The organism is Oricola nitratireducens (assembly GCF_014904745.1).
Classification (GTDB): Bacteria; Pseudomonadota; Alphaproteobacteria; order Rhizobiales; family Rhizobiaceae; genus Oricola; species Oricola nitratireducens.
Map to the genome: position 1 here is coordinate 46,623 of NZ_JACZCS010000042.1, position 16,616 is coordinate 63,238.

The following is a 16,616-nucleotide window of genomic DNA, read 5'->3' on the forward strand; positions in this document are numbered from 1 at the left end:
GCGTGTTTAGGCAGCCATCTGGCGCGCGCTCGACAGGGACTTTCCGTCGCTGTCGAAGAGGTGCAGCACGCTGGACGACGCGGACAGGTTGATCTTGTCACCGCGTGCGATCTTCACATCGCCCTGCAATTTGACGATTAGCGGTTCCGGATGGCCTTCGGCTTTGACATAGAGCAGCGTGACCTCGCCGAGCGCCTCGACGATGTCGACAGTGCCGCTGATGATCGCGTCCTTTGCCGTCTTCGCGAGGAACAAGTCCTCCGGCCGCACGCCAAGACTGACCTTCTGGCCCTTGAGACCCGCATCGCCGCCGACCGGAACCGTCGCCTTGCCCGCATCGGCAAGGTCGACTTCGATCGCGCTGTCGGAGGCGGCGGTCACGGTCGCACCGAGGATGTTCATGGAAGGAGACCCGATGAACTGGGCGACGAACAGGTTGGCCGGGCGGTGATAGAGTTCCATCGGCGAGCCGACCTGCTCGATATAGCCTGCCCTTAGCACGACGATGCGATCGGCAAGCGTCATCGCCTCGACCTGGTCGTGGGTGACGTAGATCATCGTCGTGTCGGGCATCGACTCGTTGAGCTTGGAGATCTCGATGCGTGTCGCGACGCGCAGCGCCGCGTCGAGGTTCGACAGCGGCTCGTCGAACAGGAAGACCTTGGGATCGCGGCAGATCGAGCGGCCGATGGCGACGCGCTGGCGCTGGCCGCCGGACAGCGCCTTGGGAAGGCGGTCGAGATAGGGCGTCAGTTGCAGGATGTTGGCGGCATTCTGGACGCGGCGCTCGATTTCATCCTTGGAGAATTTCGCCAGCCGCAGGCCGAAGGCCATGTTGTCGTAGACGGTCATGTGCGGATAGAGCGCGTAGGTCTGGAACACCATGGCGATGCCGCGCTGCGACGGCGGCACGTCGTTGACGACCATGCCGTCGATTTCCAGCGTACCGCCGGTAATCTCCTCAAGACCGGCGATACAACGCAGAAGCGTGGACTTGCCGCAGCCCGACGGGCCGACGAAAACGATGAACTCGCCCTTTTCGATATGCAGATTGATGCCGTGGAGCACCTTCACGTGGCCATAGGCCTTCTGCAGATCGGTCAGCTTCAATTCAGCCATGGATTCTCCTCCCTCGCCGCTCGACCATCAATGCGACTTCACACGCCCGATAAAACCGCCGAGCGCCTTCAGCTTGATTTTTCCCCCGTCGACCTCGCCGTCGAGCGGAACATTCTCCAGCCGGGCGACCTTCATCCCCGGCGAAAACTCGACCTCGCCATGGCCGAGATTGAACGCGCATAGAAGCGTCACGTCGCCATCCTCGCGCAGGAAGGCGACGACGTCCTCGGGTGCATCGACGAACCGGATGCCGCCCTTGGAGAGCACCTGGTATTCGTGCCGGAATTCGAGGAAATCGCGGTAGAATTCGTAGATGCTGCCTTCCCGTCCGATCTGGGTATCGACCGCCATGGCGCGATGGATATCGGGCACCGGAAGCCAGGGCTTGCCGGTCGAAAATCCGCCATTGAGCAGGTTGCTCGCCCAGACCATCGGCGTGCGGGCGCCGTCGCGACCCTTGAATTTCGGCCAGAAACGGATGCCGTAGGGATCCTGCAGATCCTCGTAGCCGATATCGGCCTCCGGCAGGCCCAGTTCCTCGCCCTGATAGATGCAGACCGAGCCGCGCATGGTGAAGAGCAATGCCGCAACGACCTTCAGATAGCGCTCCGGATCACGCTCATAGGCGCCCCAGCGCGTCGCATGGCGCACGACGTCATGGTTGGAGAATGCCCAGCACGACCAGCCGTCCGGCGCCTCGCGCTCGAATTCCTCGATCACGGTGCGCACCTTGTCGGCCGTGATCGGATCGGGCGCCAGGAAATCGAAGGAATAGCACATGTGGATGCGGTCGTTGCCGGCGGTGTACTGCGCCAGGATTTCGAGGCCACGCTGCGCATCGCCGACTTCGCCGACGGCAGCGGTGGCGGGGAACTCGTCGAGTACGGCGCGGAACCGTTTCAAGAACTCGATGTTCTCCGGCTGGCTCTTGTCGTAGAGGTGGTCCTGATAGTTATAGGGGTTCACTTCCGGCGCGATCGAGGCATTGCGCACCTCGGGCGGCAGCGGCGGATTGTCCTTCAGCGTCTGCGAATGGAAGTAGAAATTGATAGTGTCGAGGCGGAAGCCGTCGACGCCGAGTTCCAGCCAGAACCGCACCACATTCAGCAGCGCATCCTGAACCTCGGGATTGTGGAAGTTCAGATCCGGCTGGCTCGTCAGGAAATTGTGCATGTAGTACTGGCGGCGATTGGTATCCCATTCCCACGCCGAGCCGCCGAAGATCGACAGCCAGTTGTTGGGCGGCGAGCCGTCCGGCTTCGGGTCGGCCCAGACATACCAGTCCGCCTTGTGGTTTTCGCGGTTCGACCGGCTCTCGGCGAACCAGGGATGCTGGTCCGAGGTGTGGGAAATCACCAGATCGATCATCACCTTCAGGCCGTGGTGATGGGCGTCGTCCACCAGCACCCGGAAGTCCTCCAGGCTGCCGAACATCGGATCGACGCCCTTGTAGTCGGAAACGTCGTAGCCGAAATCCTTCATCGGCGAGGTGAAGAAGGGGGAAATCCAGATCGCGTCCGCGCCCAGATTGGCGATATAGGGCAGGCGCTGGCGGATACCCGCCAGATCGCCGATGCCGTCGCCGTTGGAGTCCTGAAAGGAGCGCGGATAGATCTGATAGATCACCGCGCCGCGCCACCAGTCCGGATCGGGCTGGAGTTCCGCTTCGATGCGTTGTGCTGCGGATGCGAACACGCTCATGGACTAACGAAACCTCACTTGACTGAGCCGGCCAGAAGGCCGCGCACGAGATATCTCTGCATGGCGAAGAAGACGACGAGCGGCACCGCGATCGACACGAAGGCCGCCGTCGCCAGGATCTCCCAGTTGCCGCCCCTGGTACCAAGCAGTTCGACGATCTGGTTGGTCATCACCGTCGTCTCACCGGTCGCGTCGATGAGGAACACCTTGGCCACCAGCAGGTCGTTCCAGGTCCACAGGAACTGGAAGATCGCGAAGGAGGCGAGCGCCGGGAAGGACAGCGGCAGGACGATCTTGGTGAAGATCTGGAAGTCCGTCGCGCCGTCGACCTTGGCGTTTTCGATGATGTCGCGCGGAAGGCCGACCATGTAGTTGCGCAGGAGGTAGATCGCCAGCGGCAGGCCGAAGCCGGTATGAGCAAGCCAGACGCCGAGATAGCCCTTGCCGATGCCGATCGCCAGATGCAGCCGCAACAGCGGAATGAGCGCGAGCTGCAACGGCACGACGAGAAGCGCGACGACGAGCGCGATCAGCAAGGCGCGGCCGGGAAAGCGCATCCAGGCAAGCGCATAGGCGGCGAATGCGGCGATCAGGATCGGGATAACCGTCGCCGGAATCGTCACGGTCAGCGTGTTGAAGAACGCCTTGGCCATCGAGTCGGTCGTCGAACCGGAGAACAGGACCGTCCGGTAGTTGTTGAGGGTAAATACCGGCGGCGTCTTGGCCGTGGCGAAGATGCGTTCGCCGCGGCTTCCCGTAAACTCGGCATCGTTCACAAGTCGGTAGTCGCCATTCGCCTGCAGGGTGATGCGCCCGTCCTTGCCCATGTCGGCGGTATCGCCGGGTGCATAATCGGAAATCGCGCGCGACGACGTGCCCCAACGGGAAATGACACCGTCGGTGCTGACATCGTTTTCGGTGAAAATGTTGCCCTGGATGACGTAGAGACCGTCCTCCTGTTTCTGCGTCGACGGTGCGGCCGTCCGCAGAACGAGGTTTTGTTCCTGTTTGAACATCGAATCCCACCAGCCGCTCGACGAGATCTGGTCGGCTGTTCGGAAGGAGGACACGAACAGCCCGACTGTCGGAAACAGCCAGAGGAGGACGAGCGCAATAACCGAGATATGAACGGCCCACGAAAGACCGGATTTGCTGCCTGCAATCGATGACATCGTTCCGGCCTCCCTCAGCGCATTTCTTTGCGGGCGTTGTAGACGTTCCAGATCAGGATCGGCGACACCAGCAGCATGATGACGATGGCGCTGGCCGAGCCGACGCCCCAGTCATTGGCGCGGAAAAGCTTGTCGAACATGTAGTTCGCCAGGACCTGGGTTTCCCACTGGCCGTTGGTCATCGCGTAGACGATGTCGAAGACCTTCAGCACGACCAGCGTGATCGTCGTCCAGACGACGACGATCGTGCTCATGATCTGCGGCACCTTGATCTTGAAGAAGATATCGAAGGGGTTCGCCCCGTCGATGATGGCCGCCTCGATCGTTTCCTCAGGGATTCCCCGCAGCGCCGCCGACAGGATGACCATCGCGAAGCCTGTCTGGATCCAGATCAGGACGACCATCAGGAAGAAACTGTTCCAGAAGGTTATCGTCAGCCATGTCTGCGGTTCGCCATAGGGCAGCGTCACGGTGAGCACGGAGAAGATCGACTTGAGCGACAGCCACAGGAGCCAGGCGCCGCCAAGGGCCACGACGCCGCGCAGCGGCACCGTCCACCAGGACCCGCCTCCATGGGACGCTTCGCCCCAGATCAGCGGGCGCAGCGCCAGATATATGCCGTAGGCCATGAATGCCGCGAAGGCCAACAGGATCAGCGCCGGCACCAGCCGCAGGAAAATGAAGGACGGCGCACCGCCGTCAAAGGCCAGCCAGACAGCGTTGAGAACGCCGATCTGGTCCTGGTTGGCCGGGCGCGTATCGTAAACCAGCTTGAAGATCACGGAGGCGCCGACGAAGGAGATCGCCATCGGCATGAAGATCAGCGACTTGGCGATGTTGCCCCATGCGATTCGGTCGGTCAGTTGCGCGGCGAGCAGACCGAAGGCGGTCGAGGCCGCAGGCACGACGATCAGCCAGAGCATGTTGTTCCGGATCGCTTCCCAGAACTTCGGTTCCGAAATCATCTGGGAGTAGTTCGCCAGCCCCACGAAGACGCCGCCTGCACTGCGATCAGTCAGCGACAACCAGAGCGTGGCGACCACCGGATAGGCCAGATAGAGGCCGAGCGCAAAAATCGCCGGAAACAGGAACAGCCACGGTCGGACCAAGTTGGCGCGATTGATGTTGCGCCCCGCATGCGGTCCCTTCGCCGGGAAAAGAACCTTGTCCAGAAAAATATTGGAAACATAGAAATAACCTATGCAACCGCCGACGCCGACAATGATCGTTATCAGGCCTTGTAACGCTGGATGCATGGTTCCCTCCCGAGCACATGCCTCTGGTCGATCTGTCCGGCCATCCGGGCCGGAGCCCGGATGGTATCATTCGACGCGGTTGCCCGCCTTGTCGATTTGTTCGTTTACTTGATGGCGTCCCAGGATTTCTGGATCGCGTCGGCGACATCTTTCGCAGACTTCCCGCCGGTGTAATCGACCATGCCGGTCCAGAAGGAACCCGCGCCGACTGCGCCAGGCATAAGGTCGGAACCGTCGAAGCGGAACGTTGTCGCCTGCAGCAGGATGTCGTTCATCTTGCGAAGGGTCGGATCGCTGAAGGCGTCCGGATTGACCCCCTTGAAGGGTGTCAGGAAGCCCTTGCGCGCCATCCAGATCTCATGCGCCTCTGGCGTCTGCAGGAAGGCGATCAAATCGTGCGCGGCCTGGTTCTCGTTGGTGATCACCCAGGTCGTTCCCGCGCCGAGGACCGGCTTGCCGAGATCCTTGCTTGCGTAAGCCGGGAAGTAGAAGAAGTCGACATCCTCGCCCACGACCGTGCCTTCCGGGAAGAAGGCCGGGATGAACGATGCCTGGCGGTGCATGTAACACTGCGGTGGCGACGAGAAGAGACCCTTCGGGGAATCGCGGAAATCCGTCGATGCGACCGCGTTTGCGCCGCCGGCGACGAACTTGTCGTTACGGGCGAACCAGCCGAATTCATCGATTGCGTTGATAACGACCGGATCGTTGAACTTCAGATCGTTGGTAACCCACTTGTCGTAGTTTTCCGGTGTGGTCGTGCGGAGCATCATGTCCTCGACCCAGTCGGTTGCCGGCCAGCCGGTGGCCGCGCCGGACCCGAGGCCGATGCACCAGGGCGTGCCGCCATCGGCGACGATCTGTTCGGTCAGGGCCTTGAGTTCTTCCATGGTTTTCGGAATCTCGTAGCCCGCATCATCGAAGTTCTCGGGCACGTACCAGACCAGCGATTTCACGTCGGTCTTGTAGGGGAAGCCGTAGAAATGGTTCTCGCCGTCCTTGCCCTTGTAGGTACCCAGGGCAACCCAGGAGTCGCCGGCCGCGTAGTTGTCGCGCAGCCAGTTGGCCACATCGTCGCCCAGCGGCGTGAGGAAGCCGCGGGCGGCCATATCGGACGCGAGGCCCGGTTGCGGGAACGCAGCGACGTTCGGCGCCGAACCGGCTTCGAGGTCCACGACGATCTGCTGTTCGAAGCTGTCCGAGCCGACATAACGAACGTCATTGCCGGACTTCTCGGCGAAGGCGTTGAGCACAGCCTCGACATTTTGCTGGTCGGGGCCAAGCCACGGACCGAAAACGGTTAGCTGTTCGGCGAGCGCCGAACCGGCGGTACAAGTCAGCAACGCGGCGGCAACGCCCGCCATGACTGTCTTCTTCATCGGTAATCCTCCCAGGATTGGTAACTTAGTGAGCAACGAGACTCATAAACCATTCATTCGACCAAGGCCAGTCAAAGCGCTTTGGCTATCGTAAACTTTGGTCGCCAACGATAGAGAGTCAAGCGATTTATTTATGGCGCAAAGCACAACCGCTCTTGACGCTGCGGCACAAGCGACACCCCGCAACCAAGGCGAACCAACCACAAAAAAACCGGGCGGACTGGTCAGGACGTTAATAATTCGTCATTATCCAAAGCCCTTTGAATGCCTTCTGGAGGAGGGGCATCCAATGAATCTGAAAGAATTATCGGAAAAACTCGGCCTTTCGCAGACCACCGTCAGCCGCGCCCTGAACGGCTATCCGGAGGTCAGCGAGGAAACGCGCCGGCGCGTGCAGGAATTCGCGCGGCGCATGAACTATCAGCCGAATTCGAACGCCCGGCGACTCGCCACGGGCAAGTCCAACACGATCGGCCATGTCGTGCCGCTGTCCGAGCACGACATGCTCAATCCGCATTTCACCGACTTCGTCGCCGGCGCCAGCAAGGTCTACAACCGGCGCGGCTACGACATGCTGATTTCGGTGGTCAACGCCGGCACGGAAAAGGAAGTCTACCGCAACCTCGCCCGCAACAGGCGAGTGGACGGCGTCATCGTGCACGGGCCGCGGGTCAAGGACGACCGGGTGCGGATCCTGACCGATCTGAAACTGCCCTTCGTGATCCACGGACGCACCAACGATCCCGAGGACGGCTATTGCTGGGTCGACGTCAACAACCGGCGGGCGTTCGCCAAGGCGACCGAATATCTGATCGAGGCGGGACACCGGCGCATCGCGCTGATCAACGGCCTCGAATTCATGACGTTTGCGGCGAACCGCCGCGAAGGGATGGAGAAAGCGCTTCGCGAGCACGGCATCGAGCCGGACGCGGAGATCATGTTCTCCAGCGACATGATCGAGCCGAACGGCTACGGCGCGATGACGGATTTCCTGTCGCATCGCGATCCGCCGACCGCGGTTCTGTGTTCGAGCATCCTGACGGCAATGGGCGCGATGCGGGCGATGCACGAGCGCGGCTTCTCCGTCGGCCGCGACCTGTCGCTGATCGCTTACGACGACTGCCTGTCCTTCCTGCCGTCGACCGGCGATCATCCGAGCATGACGGTGATGCGATCCTCGATCCGGCTTGCCGGCGAGCTCTGCGCCGACATGCTGATCGACCAGATCGAAAAGAAGCCGGGCCGCCGCAATCACCTGCTCGAGGCTGAGTTCGTTATCGGCTCGTCGACCGGACCGGTGCGCGCGAAGGCCACCGCCTGACTTCGCGCTGTGCATTTGCGCACAGCCAAGGGAACAGCATCTGCCTAATCATGGTCGCACGATACAGGGCCGGTTCGCGGCCGGCGGGGTGACCAGTTACATATGTTGTTTGTTTTCGTTCTGATTTCCGCATTGCTCATCAAGCACTATCTCGCGGATTTTGTCTTTCAGCCGCAGTGGATGCTGAAAGGCAAAGGCAGCCTGACGGCGCCCGGCGGATACGCGCATGCGGCGCTGCATGCCGCCGGAAGCGGGTTGATCCTCGGAATGGCCGGGCTGGCCGCCACACCGATCGCAATGGTGATGGCGACGGAATTCATCGTCCACTACACGATCGACTTCGCCAAGGACCGCATCACCGCCTATTCCAGCGCCGACAGCAGCCCTTATCTCTACTGGCAGCTGCACGGCTTCGACCAGCTGGCGCATCAGATGACCTATGTCGCCATCGCCTGGGTCGCCATGACGACACTGGCCTAGGCTTTCAGGCCGTTGTGGTCGAGCAGTTCGAGAAACAGCGCGGTGTGATCGAGACCGGCGCCGCCGAGATCCCGGCATAGCCGTGCGAACCGTTCCTCCAGCATCCGGCTCATCGGCAGGTCGAGACCGAGCTTTTCGGCCTCGCCGAGGATGTTGCGCATGTCTTTGAGGTGGAGGGTGGCGCGACCGCGCGGCGCGAAGTCGTCCGCCGCCATGCGCGCGCCGTGCAATTGCAGCACCGTCGAATCGGCGAATCCGCCCTTGAGCGCCGCGCGGAAGGCGTCGAGATCGCCGCCGCCCTGGCGCATCAGCAGGATCGCCTCGGCGACCGCGCCGATGGCAGCACCGACGATCAGCTGGTTGGCGAGCTTGGCAAGCTGGCCGGTGCCGACCGGGCCGACCCGCGTCGGCCGCCCCATCGCGGACAATACCGGGCGGATCCGGTCGAAGACCGCCTGCTTGCATCCCGCCATGATGGCGAGAGTTCCGGCCTCGGCACCGGTCGTGCCGCCGGAGACCGGCGCGTCGCAAAATTCGACACCGCCTTCAGCCAGAAGCGCGGCAAGCTCACGCGCCTCTTCGGGCTTGGTGGAGCTCATGTCGACAAAGACCGCGCCCTCCTTCATCGCCTCGGCAAGCCCATTTTCCTTTACAAGCGAGAGGACCACCGGGCCGTCAGCCAATATCGAGATCGCGATGTCGGCGGGCGCGGCGGCCTCGGCGGCCGAGGTAAACGCCGTGATGCGCTCCGATTCGATTGCCTTCGCCTTCTCCGGCGTGCGGTTCCAGACACGAACCGTGTGACCCGCCGCGGCAAGACGCCGGATCATCGGAACGCCCATCATGCCCGCGCCGAAAAAGGCAATCGTCTTTGCGGATTCGCTCATCAGTCTGTCCTTCCGTCGTGCCGGACCTCTCCGTCAGCGCCGAATGAGGCCGCGACGCATGCAAATGTCAACTCGCGCGAATTTCCAGGCGCGCCTGCTTGGTTTCGAACCGCGTTGCGATTACGGTCCGCGACCGGAAAAGCTTAGCAAGGACCGCACCATGAAACTTCTGCGCTTCGGGCCCCAGGGCCAGGAAAAACCGGGCCTCGTCGACGATAACGGCATCATCCGCGACCTGTCGGGCCATATCGGCGACATCGACGGCACCGCGCTGGCCACCGAAACGCTCGCGCGCCTCGCCGCCATCGATCCGGCCACTCTGCCGGAAGTCGATCCGGCGACTCGCCTCGGCCCGTGCATCGGTGATGTCGGAAAATTCATGTGCATCGGCCTCAACTATTCCGACCACGCGGCCGAATCGAATCTGCCGATCCCGGAGCATCCGATCCTGTTCATGAAAGCCAATTCGGCGATCACCGGCCCGAACGACAATGTCGAACTGCCGCGCGGGTCGAAAGCGACCGACTGGGAAGTGGAACTCGGCGTCGTGATCGGCAAGCACGCCAAATACGTCAGCAGGGACAATGCGCTCGATTACGTCGCCGGTTATTGCGTGATCAACGACGTGTCGGAACGCGATTACCAGACCAAGCTGACCGGCCAGTGGACCAAGGGCAAGTCGTGCGACACTTTCGGCCCGATCGGCCCATGGCTGGTGACGTCCGACGAGATCGCCGATTCGCAGGCGCTCGACCTCTGGCTCGACGTCAACGGCCAGCGCCGTCAGACCGGCAGCACGGGCAAGATGATCTTCGATATCGCGACGATCATCGAACATCTGTCGCAGCTGATGTCCCTGCATCCGGGTGACGTGATCTCGACCGGCACACCGCCCGGCGTCGGCATGGGCGTCAAGCCAAACCCCGTCTACCTGAAGGCCGGCGACGTGATGGAACTGGGGATCAGCGGCCTCGGCGCGCAGCGCCAGACTGTGGTGCAGGGCTGACGCCCCGCGCTATCACATTCCCTCGCGGTTCGGCGAAGCCTTGTAGACGCCCAGGATGCGGAAATCCTCCGAGAAGAAGCCGAGTTCCTCGAAGGCCAGCTGGACGTTGCGGTCTTCGGGGTGGCCTTCGATATCGGCGTAGAACTGGGTGGCGAAAAACTTGCCGCCGAGCTGATAGCTTTCGAGCTTGGTCATGTTGACGCCGTTGGTGGCAAAGCCGCCCATCGCCTTGTAGAGGGCAGCGGGAATGTTGCGCACCCGGAAGACGAAGGTCGTCATCATCTTCTCGTTCGGCGCCGCGCGCTCCGGCACATGCTTGTCCTTCGACAAGACGACGAAGCGGGTCACGTTGTTGGCGTGGTCCTCGACATTGCTCTCGATGATATCCAGCCCGTACATGCCGGCGGCGAGTTCCGGCGCCAGCGCGGCCATCGTCTTGTCGCCGGTTTCGGCAACGAGCTTGGCGGCGCCCGCGGTATCGCCGGCGACCACCGCCTTCCAGCGGTGCTTGCGGATTACCTTGCGGCACTGGCCAAGCGCATGGATGTGGCTGTGAACCGACTTGATGTCCGTCATCTGCGTGCCCGGCAGCACCATCAGGTGAAAATGGATCGGCAGGAAATATTCGCCAATGATGTGCAGGCGCGATTCCGGGAGCAGGTAATGGATATCGGCAACACGGCCGGCGATCGTGTTCTCGATCGGGATCATCGCCAGACGCGCCTTGCCGCTTTCGACCGCGTTGAACGCATCCTCGAAGGTCGGGCAGGGCAGCGGCTCCATGTCCGGAAACATGTCGCGGCAGGCCGTATCGGAGTTTGCGCCGGGTTCGCCCTGGAAGGCGATGAGGTTCGATTGAGCGGTCATGTGCGTTTCTTCCGTTAGCCCAGGAGCGCGCGGGCGCGCTCCAGATCGGGCTGCGTATCCACGCCAAGCGGAACGGAGTCAATGATCGCGGCGTGGATCGACATGCCATTTTCGAGTGCACGCAGCTGTTCGAGCCGTTCGCGCATTTCCAGAACCGAGGGCGGCAGAGCGACAAATCGCGCCAGCGCGGCGCGGCGATAGGCGTAGAGACCGATATGGTGATAGAGTGGCCCCTCGCCCCACGGCGCGGTGGCGCGGGTGAAATAAAGGGCGCGCAGGACCGAGCCATCAAGCGGCGTGCCGACGATCTTGACCACGTTCGGATTGGTCTTTTCGTCCTCCTTGACGATCTCCACACCGAGCGTCGCGATATCGCAGGCAGGATCGCCGAGCGGCGCCAGCGCGGCGCGGATGTCGGCCGGATCGATCGTCGGCAGGTCGCCCTGCACGTTGATGATCGAATCGTGCACGCCTTCGGGATCGAGACTGCACAATGCCTCGAAGATCCGGTCGGAACCGGAATGGTGATCAGCGCGCGTCATCACGGCGGTGAAGCCCGAATCGGACACTGCCTGGTAGACGCGCTCGTCATCGGTCGCCACGGCGACCGGCCCGCAATCGGCCTCGCGGGCGCGCTCGGCGACATGAACAATCATCGGTTTTCCGCAGATATCTGCGATCGGCTTGCCGGGCAGGCGCGTCGATGCCATTCGGGCCGGGATCAGGATAAGAGGGCGCATGGGAATGTGTTCCGTGTCGCGGAAGGGTGTCAAAAAGTCTCAAAGGATACGAGCTTATATGTGTTGCATACCGTGAGCAAAAGACCTAGTTTCCGCGCGAATTCGCGCAGGCTTCGGCCAGCGTGGCCTTGCATGAATCGGGAATTGGTTAAGCGATGAGTTCGTCTAATTTGAACATGTATGCCGGCGCCTTTCTTGGCACGGTTTTCGTCATGATGACGGTTGGCATCCTGGGCGAAGCGATCTTCCATAGCGAGACGCCGGAGCAGGAAGGCTTCGCGATCGCGGTCAGCGAAGGCGGCGGGGGAACCGAAAGCGCAGCCGCAGCCGCGCCGACTGTCGAACCGGTCAGCCCGCTTCTCGCCAGCGCCGATCCCGCCAAGGGCGAAAAAGTTTTCAAGAAATGCCAGGCCTGCCACACCGGCGAAGAGGGCGGCCCCAACAAGGTGGGACCGAATCTCTGGAATATCGTGAACCGCCCGGTCGCCTCGCATGAGGGCTTCAAGTACTCCACCGCGATGACCGATTTCGCCGCCGGCGGCACTGTCTGGGACTATGAGCATCTCAACCTGTTCACCCACAAGCCGAAGGATGAGGTCCCGGGCACGGCGATGGGCTTCGCCGGCCTGCCCAAGATCCAGGACCGCGCCGATCTGATCGCCTATCTGCGCACGCTGTCGTCCGATCCGGCACCGCTGCCGGACCCGAATGCAGCCGCCGGCTCGGCGGATGCGGCACCGGCCGCAACCGGGGACGCGACGCAGCAGTAAGACCGCCGTCGGGTTCGAGAGATACGGAATCAAGGAAGCCGGGTTCGTCCCGGCTTCTTTTTTGCCTTTGAAACTCCCAACTCTGCTTTAAATATTTCCGCTAGGGCACAAGGAGGAGCAAGGAATGTCGGATACAGCACGGCTGCCAGAGCGTTTCGGAAACTGGAGGAGCCGTGTCCTTGCAGCGTGTCTGGCGATGCTCGCCATCACCGGTTCGGCGCCGGCCGCCGAATGGCACTCGACCTCAACGCTAACCGGCGAAAGCAAATACGGCGACGATTTCAAGCATTACGACTACGTCAATCCCGATGCGCCGAAGGGCGGAACGCTGCATTCGACGGTTGCCGGGACCTTCGATTCGTTCAATCCCTATATCCTGCGCGGCACGCCGGCGGTCGGTTTCGCGCGCCTCGGCGGCGGGCTTCTCTACGACACGCTGATGGATCAGGCGACCGACGAGCCAAGCACCAGCCATGCGCTGATCGCCGAGGCCTTCACCTATCCCGACGACTATTCCTCGGCGACCTACCGGCTCAATCCGAAGGCGCGCTGGCACGACGGCAAACCGATCACTGCCGAGGATGTCGTGTGGTCGTTCGACGTACTGAAGAAGAACAGCCAGCTTTACAACCGCTACTATGAAAACGTCACCGAGGCGGTGGCGCTCAACGATCATGAAGTCGAATTCCGCTTCGACCAGACCGGCAACCGGGAACTCCCGCACATCATGGGTGACCTCGTGGTGCTGCCGAAACACTGGTGGGAAGGCGTCGACGCCGACGGCAAGAAGCGCGACATTACCCAGCCCACGCTGGAGCCGCCGCTCGGCTCCGGGCCGTACCGGATCAAGAGTTTCGTCGCCGGCTCGGAAATCGTCTGGGAACGGGTGCCAGACTACTGGGCAGCCGACCTTCCGGTGAAAGTCGGGCGAGAGAATTTCGACATCCGCAGCTACATCTATTTCCGCGATGCCGTGGCCGAATGGGAGGCCTTCAAGAAGGGTGGACTGGAGGATATCCGCGCCGAGAACCGGTCGCAATACTGGGCCGAGGGCTACGATTTTCCCGCCTTCAAGGAAGGCAAGGTGGTGCGCAAAGCCTTTGAAACCAAGTCGCCCGAACCCATGCAGGGTTTTGCGATGAACATGCGCCGCAAGAAGTTCCAGGACATTCGCGTGCGGGAGGCGCTGACCTATCTGTTCGACTTCGCCACCGTCAACCGGACGCGGCTCTACGGATTGCGCAAGCGCACCGACAGCTATTTCCTGGGCGGTGAGTTGCGGTCGAGCGGAATCCCCAAGGGCGAGGAACTGGAAATCCTTGAGCCGTTTCGCGACCAGTTGCCCGCCGAACTGTTCACCAAGCCGTTCACGCTGCCGAGCTACAGCGACCGGGCCTCGCAGCGGGCCAACCAGCGCAAGGCGTTCGAACTCTTCAAGGAGGCCGGCTGGGTGAGCCGCGACGGCAAGCTGGTGAACGCGGAAACCGGCGAGCAGTTCACCGTCGAATATCTCGGCGCGAGCCCGACCGACGAGATCATCGCCGGTCAGTTCATCGAGGACATGCGCAGGCTCGGGATCGATGCGTCGATCCGCATCGTAGACCAGGCGCAGGAGATCAACCGCATGCGTGACTTCGATTTCGACATGACGACCGTGATGCTCGCGCAGTCGCTTTCGCCCGGCAACGAACAGCGCGACTTCTGGAGTTCGACGGCGGCGGACCAACCGGACTCGCGCAACTATTCCGGCATCAGGAACCCGGTGGTCGACGCCCTCGTCGACAAGGTGATCTTCGCCAAGGACCGGGAGACCCTTGTCGCCACTACCCACGCGCTCGACCGGGTTCTGCTGTGGGGCTACTACTACATCCCGCAATGGTATTCGGACGCGCTGTGGCTTGCCTGGTGGGACAAGTTCGGCCTGCCCGACAAACAGCCCGCCTATATCGGCGCCGATATCGATTCCTGGTGGATCATCCCGGAAAAGGAAGCCGCGCTTCCGGAAGAGGGTGGCAGCCAGTGACCGGAGGAATGCGCTTCGACCGCAGGCGTTTTCTCATCCTGTCCGGCGGCATCGCAGCGAGCGCCGCCTTCCCGGCCCTGTCGCGCGCCGAGAACCCGAGCGGCGTCGAATTGCACGGACTGTCGGCCTTCGGCGACCTGAAATATCCACGCGATTTCAGCCATTTCGACTACGCCTCGCCGGAAGCGCCGGTTGGCGGGACCTTCAATTTCCAGCCCGGCTACTGGTACTACAACCAGAACGTCCAGACCTTCAACACGCTGAACAGTTTCGTGCGGCGCGGCGACGCGCCGCCGCGCATGGAGCTGTGCTTCGACGGGCTGATGGCCGATTGCTGGGACGAACCGGACGCGATCTATTGCCACCTCGCCGAAAGCGTGACGATTTCCGACGACCGCAACCGCTTCACCTTTACGCTCCGGCCAGAGGCGCGCTGGCATGACGGCATGCAGGTCACCGCCGACGATGTCGTCTTTTCCTACATGACGCTGAAGGAGCAGGGACACCCGGAACTGTTGTTGCCGCTCGGCGTCCTGACCGATGCAACGGCCGATGACGACCGCACGGTGACGCTTCACTTCGACGGCACGCAATCGGCGCAGGCGATCCTTGAGATCGCGGCCTTTCCGATCCTGTCGAAGACATGGTTCGACACACGCGATTTCACGGCATCGACGCTGGAGCCGTTGCTTGCGTCGGGGCCATACAAGGTTGGCCGCTTCAGCGCCGGCAGCTATATCGAATACGAGCGCGTTCCCGATTACTGGGCGAATGACCTCGGCACGGCGCGCGGGCTCGACCGGTTCGAAACCATCCGCATCGAGTTCTACCAGGAGCGCCAGGCCGCCTTCGAAGCTTTCAAGAAAGGCGCGATCACGTGGCGCGAGGAGTTCACCTCGATCATCTGGGCGACCGATTACGACTTCCCGGCACTGACCGAAGGCAAGGTCGTAAAGCGGCTGTTCGACCGCGAGAAGCGGCCTTCGATGCAGGCGACCGCCGTGAACCTGCGTCGCGCCCGCTTTCGCGACCGGCGGGTGCGCGACGCGATCTCGCTGTGTTTCGATTTCGAGTGGACGAACAAGAACCTGTTCTACGACGCCTATGAAAAGAGCCATTCGCTCTTCAACGGCTCACCCTACGAGACCTCGGGCCCGCCCGACGACGACGAACTGGCACTGATCGACAAGCTGTCCGACGAATACGAACTCCCCGAAGAGATCAGGGAGGACGCCTGGCGCGAACCCGCAAGCGACGGCTCGGGGCGGGACCGGTCGCGCCTGCGCGGCGCCATCGGCCTTCTCACCGAGGCCGGCTGGAAAAATGACGGCGGCCTTTTGCGCAACGCGGCGGGCGAAACCCTCGATTTCGAGATCCTGATCCGGTCGAGCAGCTTCGAGCGGATCTTCAATCCGTGGGTGGAAACGATGCGCGGGATCGGCATCAATGCGTCGGTTCGCCTCGTCGATCCGGCGCAGTACCAGGCGCGCACCGCCGGGTTCGACTTCGACGCCGCGGTTTCCGCGATCGGCTGGACCGCGACACCGGTTTCCTCCAGTCTCGAGAACGTGTTCGGCAGCCGCGCGGCAAAGGAGGAAGGCTCGCGCAACTGGACGGGAACCGCCGATCCTCTCATCGATGCGCTCATCGCCGAGGTCGGTGCGGCGGAAACGCGCGAACAGCACCGCATCGCCATGCGCGTCCTCGACCGGGTCTTGCGTCTGAAGCGCGACTGGATTCCAAATTGGTCATCGGCGAATCACCGCGTCGCCTATTGGGACATGTTCGGCTTCAAGGAGCCGAAGCCCGACTATTTCTGGCCGGTGGAACGGCTGTGGTGGATCGACGGCGCGAAGGCAGAAGCGCTTGGAAAGGCTTGATGTGACATTATTCCA

14 protein-coding genes are annotated in these 16,616 nt (G+C 62.2%); 6 read left to right on the plus strand and 8 right to left on the minus strand.

Features of this window, described 5'->3' with window-relative positions; all coding sequences use genetic code 11:
* Positions 1–6 precede the first annotated feature (6 nt).
* From IG169_RS18895 to IG169_RS18915, 5 genes are all read right to left on the minus strand, one after another.
* Complete coding sequence (locus IG169_RS18895) at positions 7–1,119, minus strand: ABC transporter ATP-binding protein (RefSeq protein WP_193177815.1); 1,113 nt, start codon at positions 1,117–1,119, stop codon at positions 7–9.
* A gap of 27 nt (positions 1,120–1,146) precedes the next feature.
* Positions 1,147–2,820 carry a beta-galactosidase BglA gene (gene bglA, locus IG169_RS18900; protein ID WP_193177816.1) on the minus strand — a complete coding sequence of 558 codons (1,674 nt, stop codon included), beginning with the start codon at positions 2,818–2,820 and terminating at the stop codon, positions 1,147–1,149.
* 14 nt (positions 2,821–2,834) lie between these two features.
* The gene (locus IG169_RS18905) at positions 2,835–3,992 is read right to left on the minus strand and encodes a carbohydrate ABC transporter permease (RefSeq protein WP_193177817.1); all 1,158 of its coding nucleotides are present in this window, start codon (positions 3,990–3,992) and stop codon (positions 2,835–2,837) included.
* A 14-nt stretch (positions 3,993–4,006) separates the two neighbouring features.
* Positions 4,007–5,248 (minus strand): carbohydrate ABC transporter permease, encoded by a 1,242-nt coding sequence (locus tag IG169_RS18910; protein ID WP_193177818.1) that lies wholly within the window; start codon positions 5,246–5,248, stop codon positions 4,007–4,009.
* 104 nt (positions 5,249–5,352) lie between these two features.
* Positions 5,353–6,627, minus strand: a complete 1,275-nt coding sequence (locus tag IG169_RS18915) for an ABC transporter substrate-binding protein (protein WP_193177819.1) — start codon at positions 6,625–6,627, stop codon at positions 5,353–5,355.
* A 289-nt stretch (positions 6,628–6,916) separates the two neighbouring features.
* Here IG169_RS18915 and IG169_RS18920 point away from each other — a divergent pair, with 289 nt between their 5' ends.
* A complete protein-coding gene (locus tag IG169_RS18920) occupies positions 6,917–7,948 on the plus strand; it encodes a LacI family DNA-binding transcriptional regulator (RefSeq protein WP_193177820.1) in 1,032 nt (343 codons plus the stop codon).
* A 102-nt stretch (positions 7,949–8,050) separates the two neighbouring features.
* Complete coding sequence (locus IG169_RS18925) at positions 8,051–8,428, plus strand: DUF3307 domain-containing protein (protein ID WP_193177821.1); 378 nt, start codon at positions 8,051–8,053, stop codon at positions 8,426–8,428.
* Here the strand turns inward: IG169_RS18925 and IG169_RS18930 are convergent.
* Entirely contained in the window at positions 8,425–9,315 is an 891-nt protein-coding gene (locus tag IG169_RS18930; RefSeq protein ID WP_193177822.1) for an NAD(P)-dependent oxidoreductase, read from the minus strand. The two genes, IG169_RS18925 and IG169_RS18930, sit on opposite strands and share 4 nt — an antisense overlap.
* 160 nt (positions 9,316–9,475) lie before the next feature.
* Between IG169_RS18930 and IG169_RS18935 the strand changes: the two genes are divergently transcribed.
* Positions 9,476–10,321, plus strand: a complete 846-nt coding sequence (locus tag IG169_RS18935) for a fumarylacetoacetate hydrolase family protein (RefSeq protein ID WP_193177823.1) — start codon at positions 9,476–9,478, stop codon at positions 10,319–10,321.
* 12 nt (positions 10,322–10,333) lie between these two features.
* On the opposite strand, the gene IG169_RS18940 is transcribed toward IG169_RS18935, so the two are convergent.
* Together IG169_RS18940 and IG169_RS18945 are read right to left on the minus strand one after the other, a co-directional pair.
* Positions 10,334–11,188, minus strand: coding sequence for a prephenate dehydratase (locus IG169_RS18940; RefSeq protein WP_193177824.1), 855 nt, complete (start codon positions 11,186–11,188; stop codon positions 10,334–10,336).
* Between the two features lie 14 nt (positions 11,189–11,202).
* Positions 11,203–11,928 carry a 3-deoxy-manno-octulosonate cytidylyltransferase gene (locus IG169_RS18945; RefSeq protein WP_193177825.1) on the minus strand — a complete coding sequence of 242 codons (726 nt, stop codon included), beginning with the start codon at positions 11,926–11,928 and terminating at the stop codon, positions 11,203–11,205.
* 155 nt (positions 11,929–12,083) lie between these two features.
* Here IG169_RS18945 and IG169_RS18950 point away from each other — a divergent pair, with 155 nt between their 5' ends.
* The 3 genes from IG169_RS18950 to IG169_RS18960 all read left to right on the plus strand — a co-directional run bounded on the left by IG169_RS18950 (position 12,084) and on the right by IG169_RS18960 (position 16,601).
* On the plus strand, positions 12,084–12,698 hold the full coding sequence (locus IG169_RS18950) for a c-type cytochrome (RefSeq protein WP_193177826.1): 615 nt from the start codon (positions 12,084–12,086) through the stop codon (positions 12,696–12,698).
* 124 nt (positions 12,699–12,822) lie between these two features.
* Complete coding sequence (locus IG169_RS18955; protein ID WP_428982268.1) at positions 12,823–14,721, plus strand: extracellular solute-binding protein; 1,899 nt, start codon at positions 12,823–12,825, stop codon at positions 14,719–14,721.
* Complete coding sequence (locus tag IG169_RS18960; RefSeq protein WP_343225678.1) at positions 14,718–16,601, plus strand: extracellular solute-binding protein; 1,884 nt, start codon at positions 14,718–14,720, stop codon at positions 16,599–16,601. Before IG169_RS18955 ends, IG169_RS18960 begins: the two co-directional genes overlap by 4 nt.
* Positions 16,602–16,616 lie beyond the last annotated feature (15 nt).

Bases quoted from the DNA above. Each gene is read 5' to 3' on its own strand.
- IG169_RS18915 (WP_193177819.1), bottom strand. From the start codon at position 6,627: ATGAAGAAGACAGTCATGGCGGGCGTTGCCGCCGCGTTGCTGACTTGT.
- IG169_RS18910 (WP_193177818.1), bottom strand. From the start codon at position 5,248: ATGCATCCAGCGTTACAAGGCCTGATAACGATCATTGTCGGCGTCGGC.
- IG169_RS18905 (WP_193177817.1), bottom strand. From the start codon at position 3,992: ATGTCATCGATTGCAGGCAGCAAATCCGGTCTTTCGTGGGCCGTTCAT.
- IG169_RS18925 (WP_193177821.1), top strand. From the start codon at position 8,051: ATGTTGTTTGTTTTCGTTCTGATTTCCGCATTGCTCATCAAGCACTAT.
- IG169_RS18930 (WP_193177822.1), bottom strand. From the start codon at position 9,315: ATGAGCGAATCCGCAAAGACGATTGCCTTTTTCGGCGCGGGCATGATG.
- IG169_RS18955 (WP_428982268.1), top strand. From the start codon at position 12,823: ATGTCGGATACAGCACGGCTGCCAGAGCGTTTCGGAAACTGGAGGAGC.
- IG169_RS18920 (WP_193177820.1), top strand. From the start codon at position 6,917: ATGAATCTGAAAGAATTATCGGAAAAACTCGGCCTTTCGCAGACCACC.
- IG169_RS18895 (WP_193177815.1), bottom strand. From the start codon at position 1,119: ATGGCTGAATTGAAGCTGACCGATCTGCAGAAGGCCTATGGCCACGTG.
- IG169_RS18935 (WP_193177823.1), top strand. From the start codon at position 9,476: ATGAAACTTCTGCGCTTCGGGCCCCAGGGCCAGGAAAAACCGGGCCTC.
- IG169_RS18950 (WP_193177826.1), top strand. From the start codon at position 12,084: ATGAGTTCGTCTAATTTGAACATGTATGCCGGCGCCTTTCTTGGCACG.
- IG169_RS18940 (WP_193177824.1), bottom strand. From the start codon at position 11,188: ATGACCGCTCAATCGAACCTCATCGCCTTCCAGGGCGAACCCGGCGCA.
- IG169_RS18945 (WP_193177825.1), bottom strand. From the start codon at position 11,928: ATGCGCCCTCTTATCCTGATCCCGGCCCGAATGGCATCGACGCGCCTG.
- bglA (WP_193177816.1), bottom strand. From the start codon at position 2,820: ATGAGCGTGTTCGCATCCGCAGCACAACGCATCGAAGCGGAACTCCAG.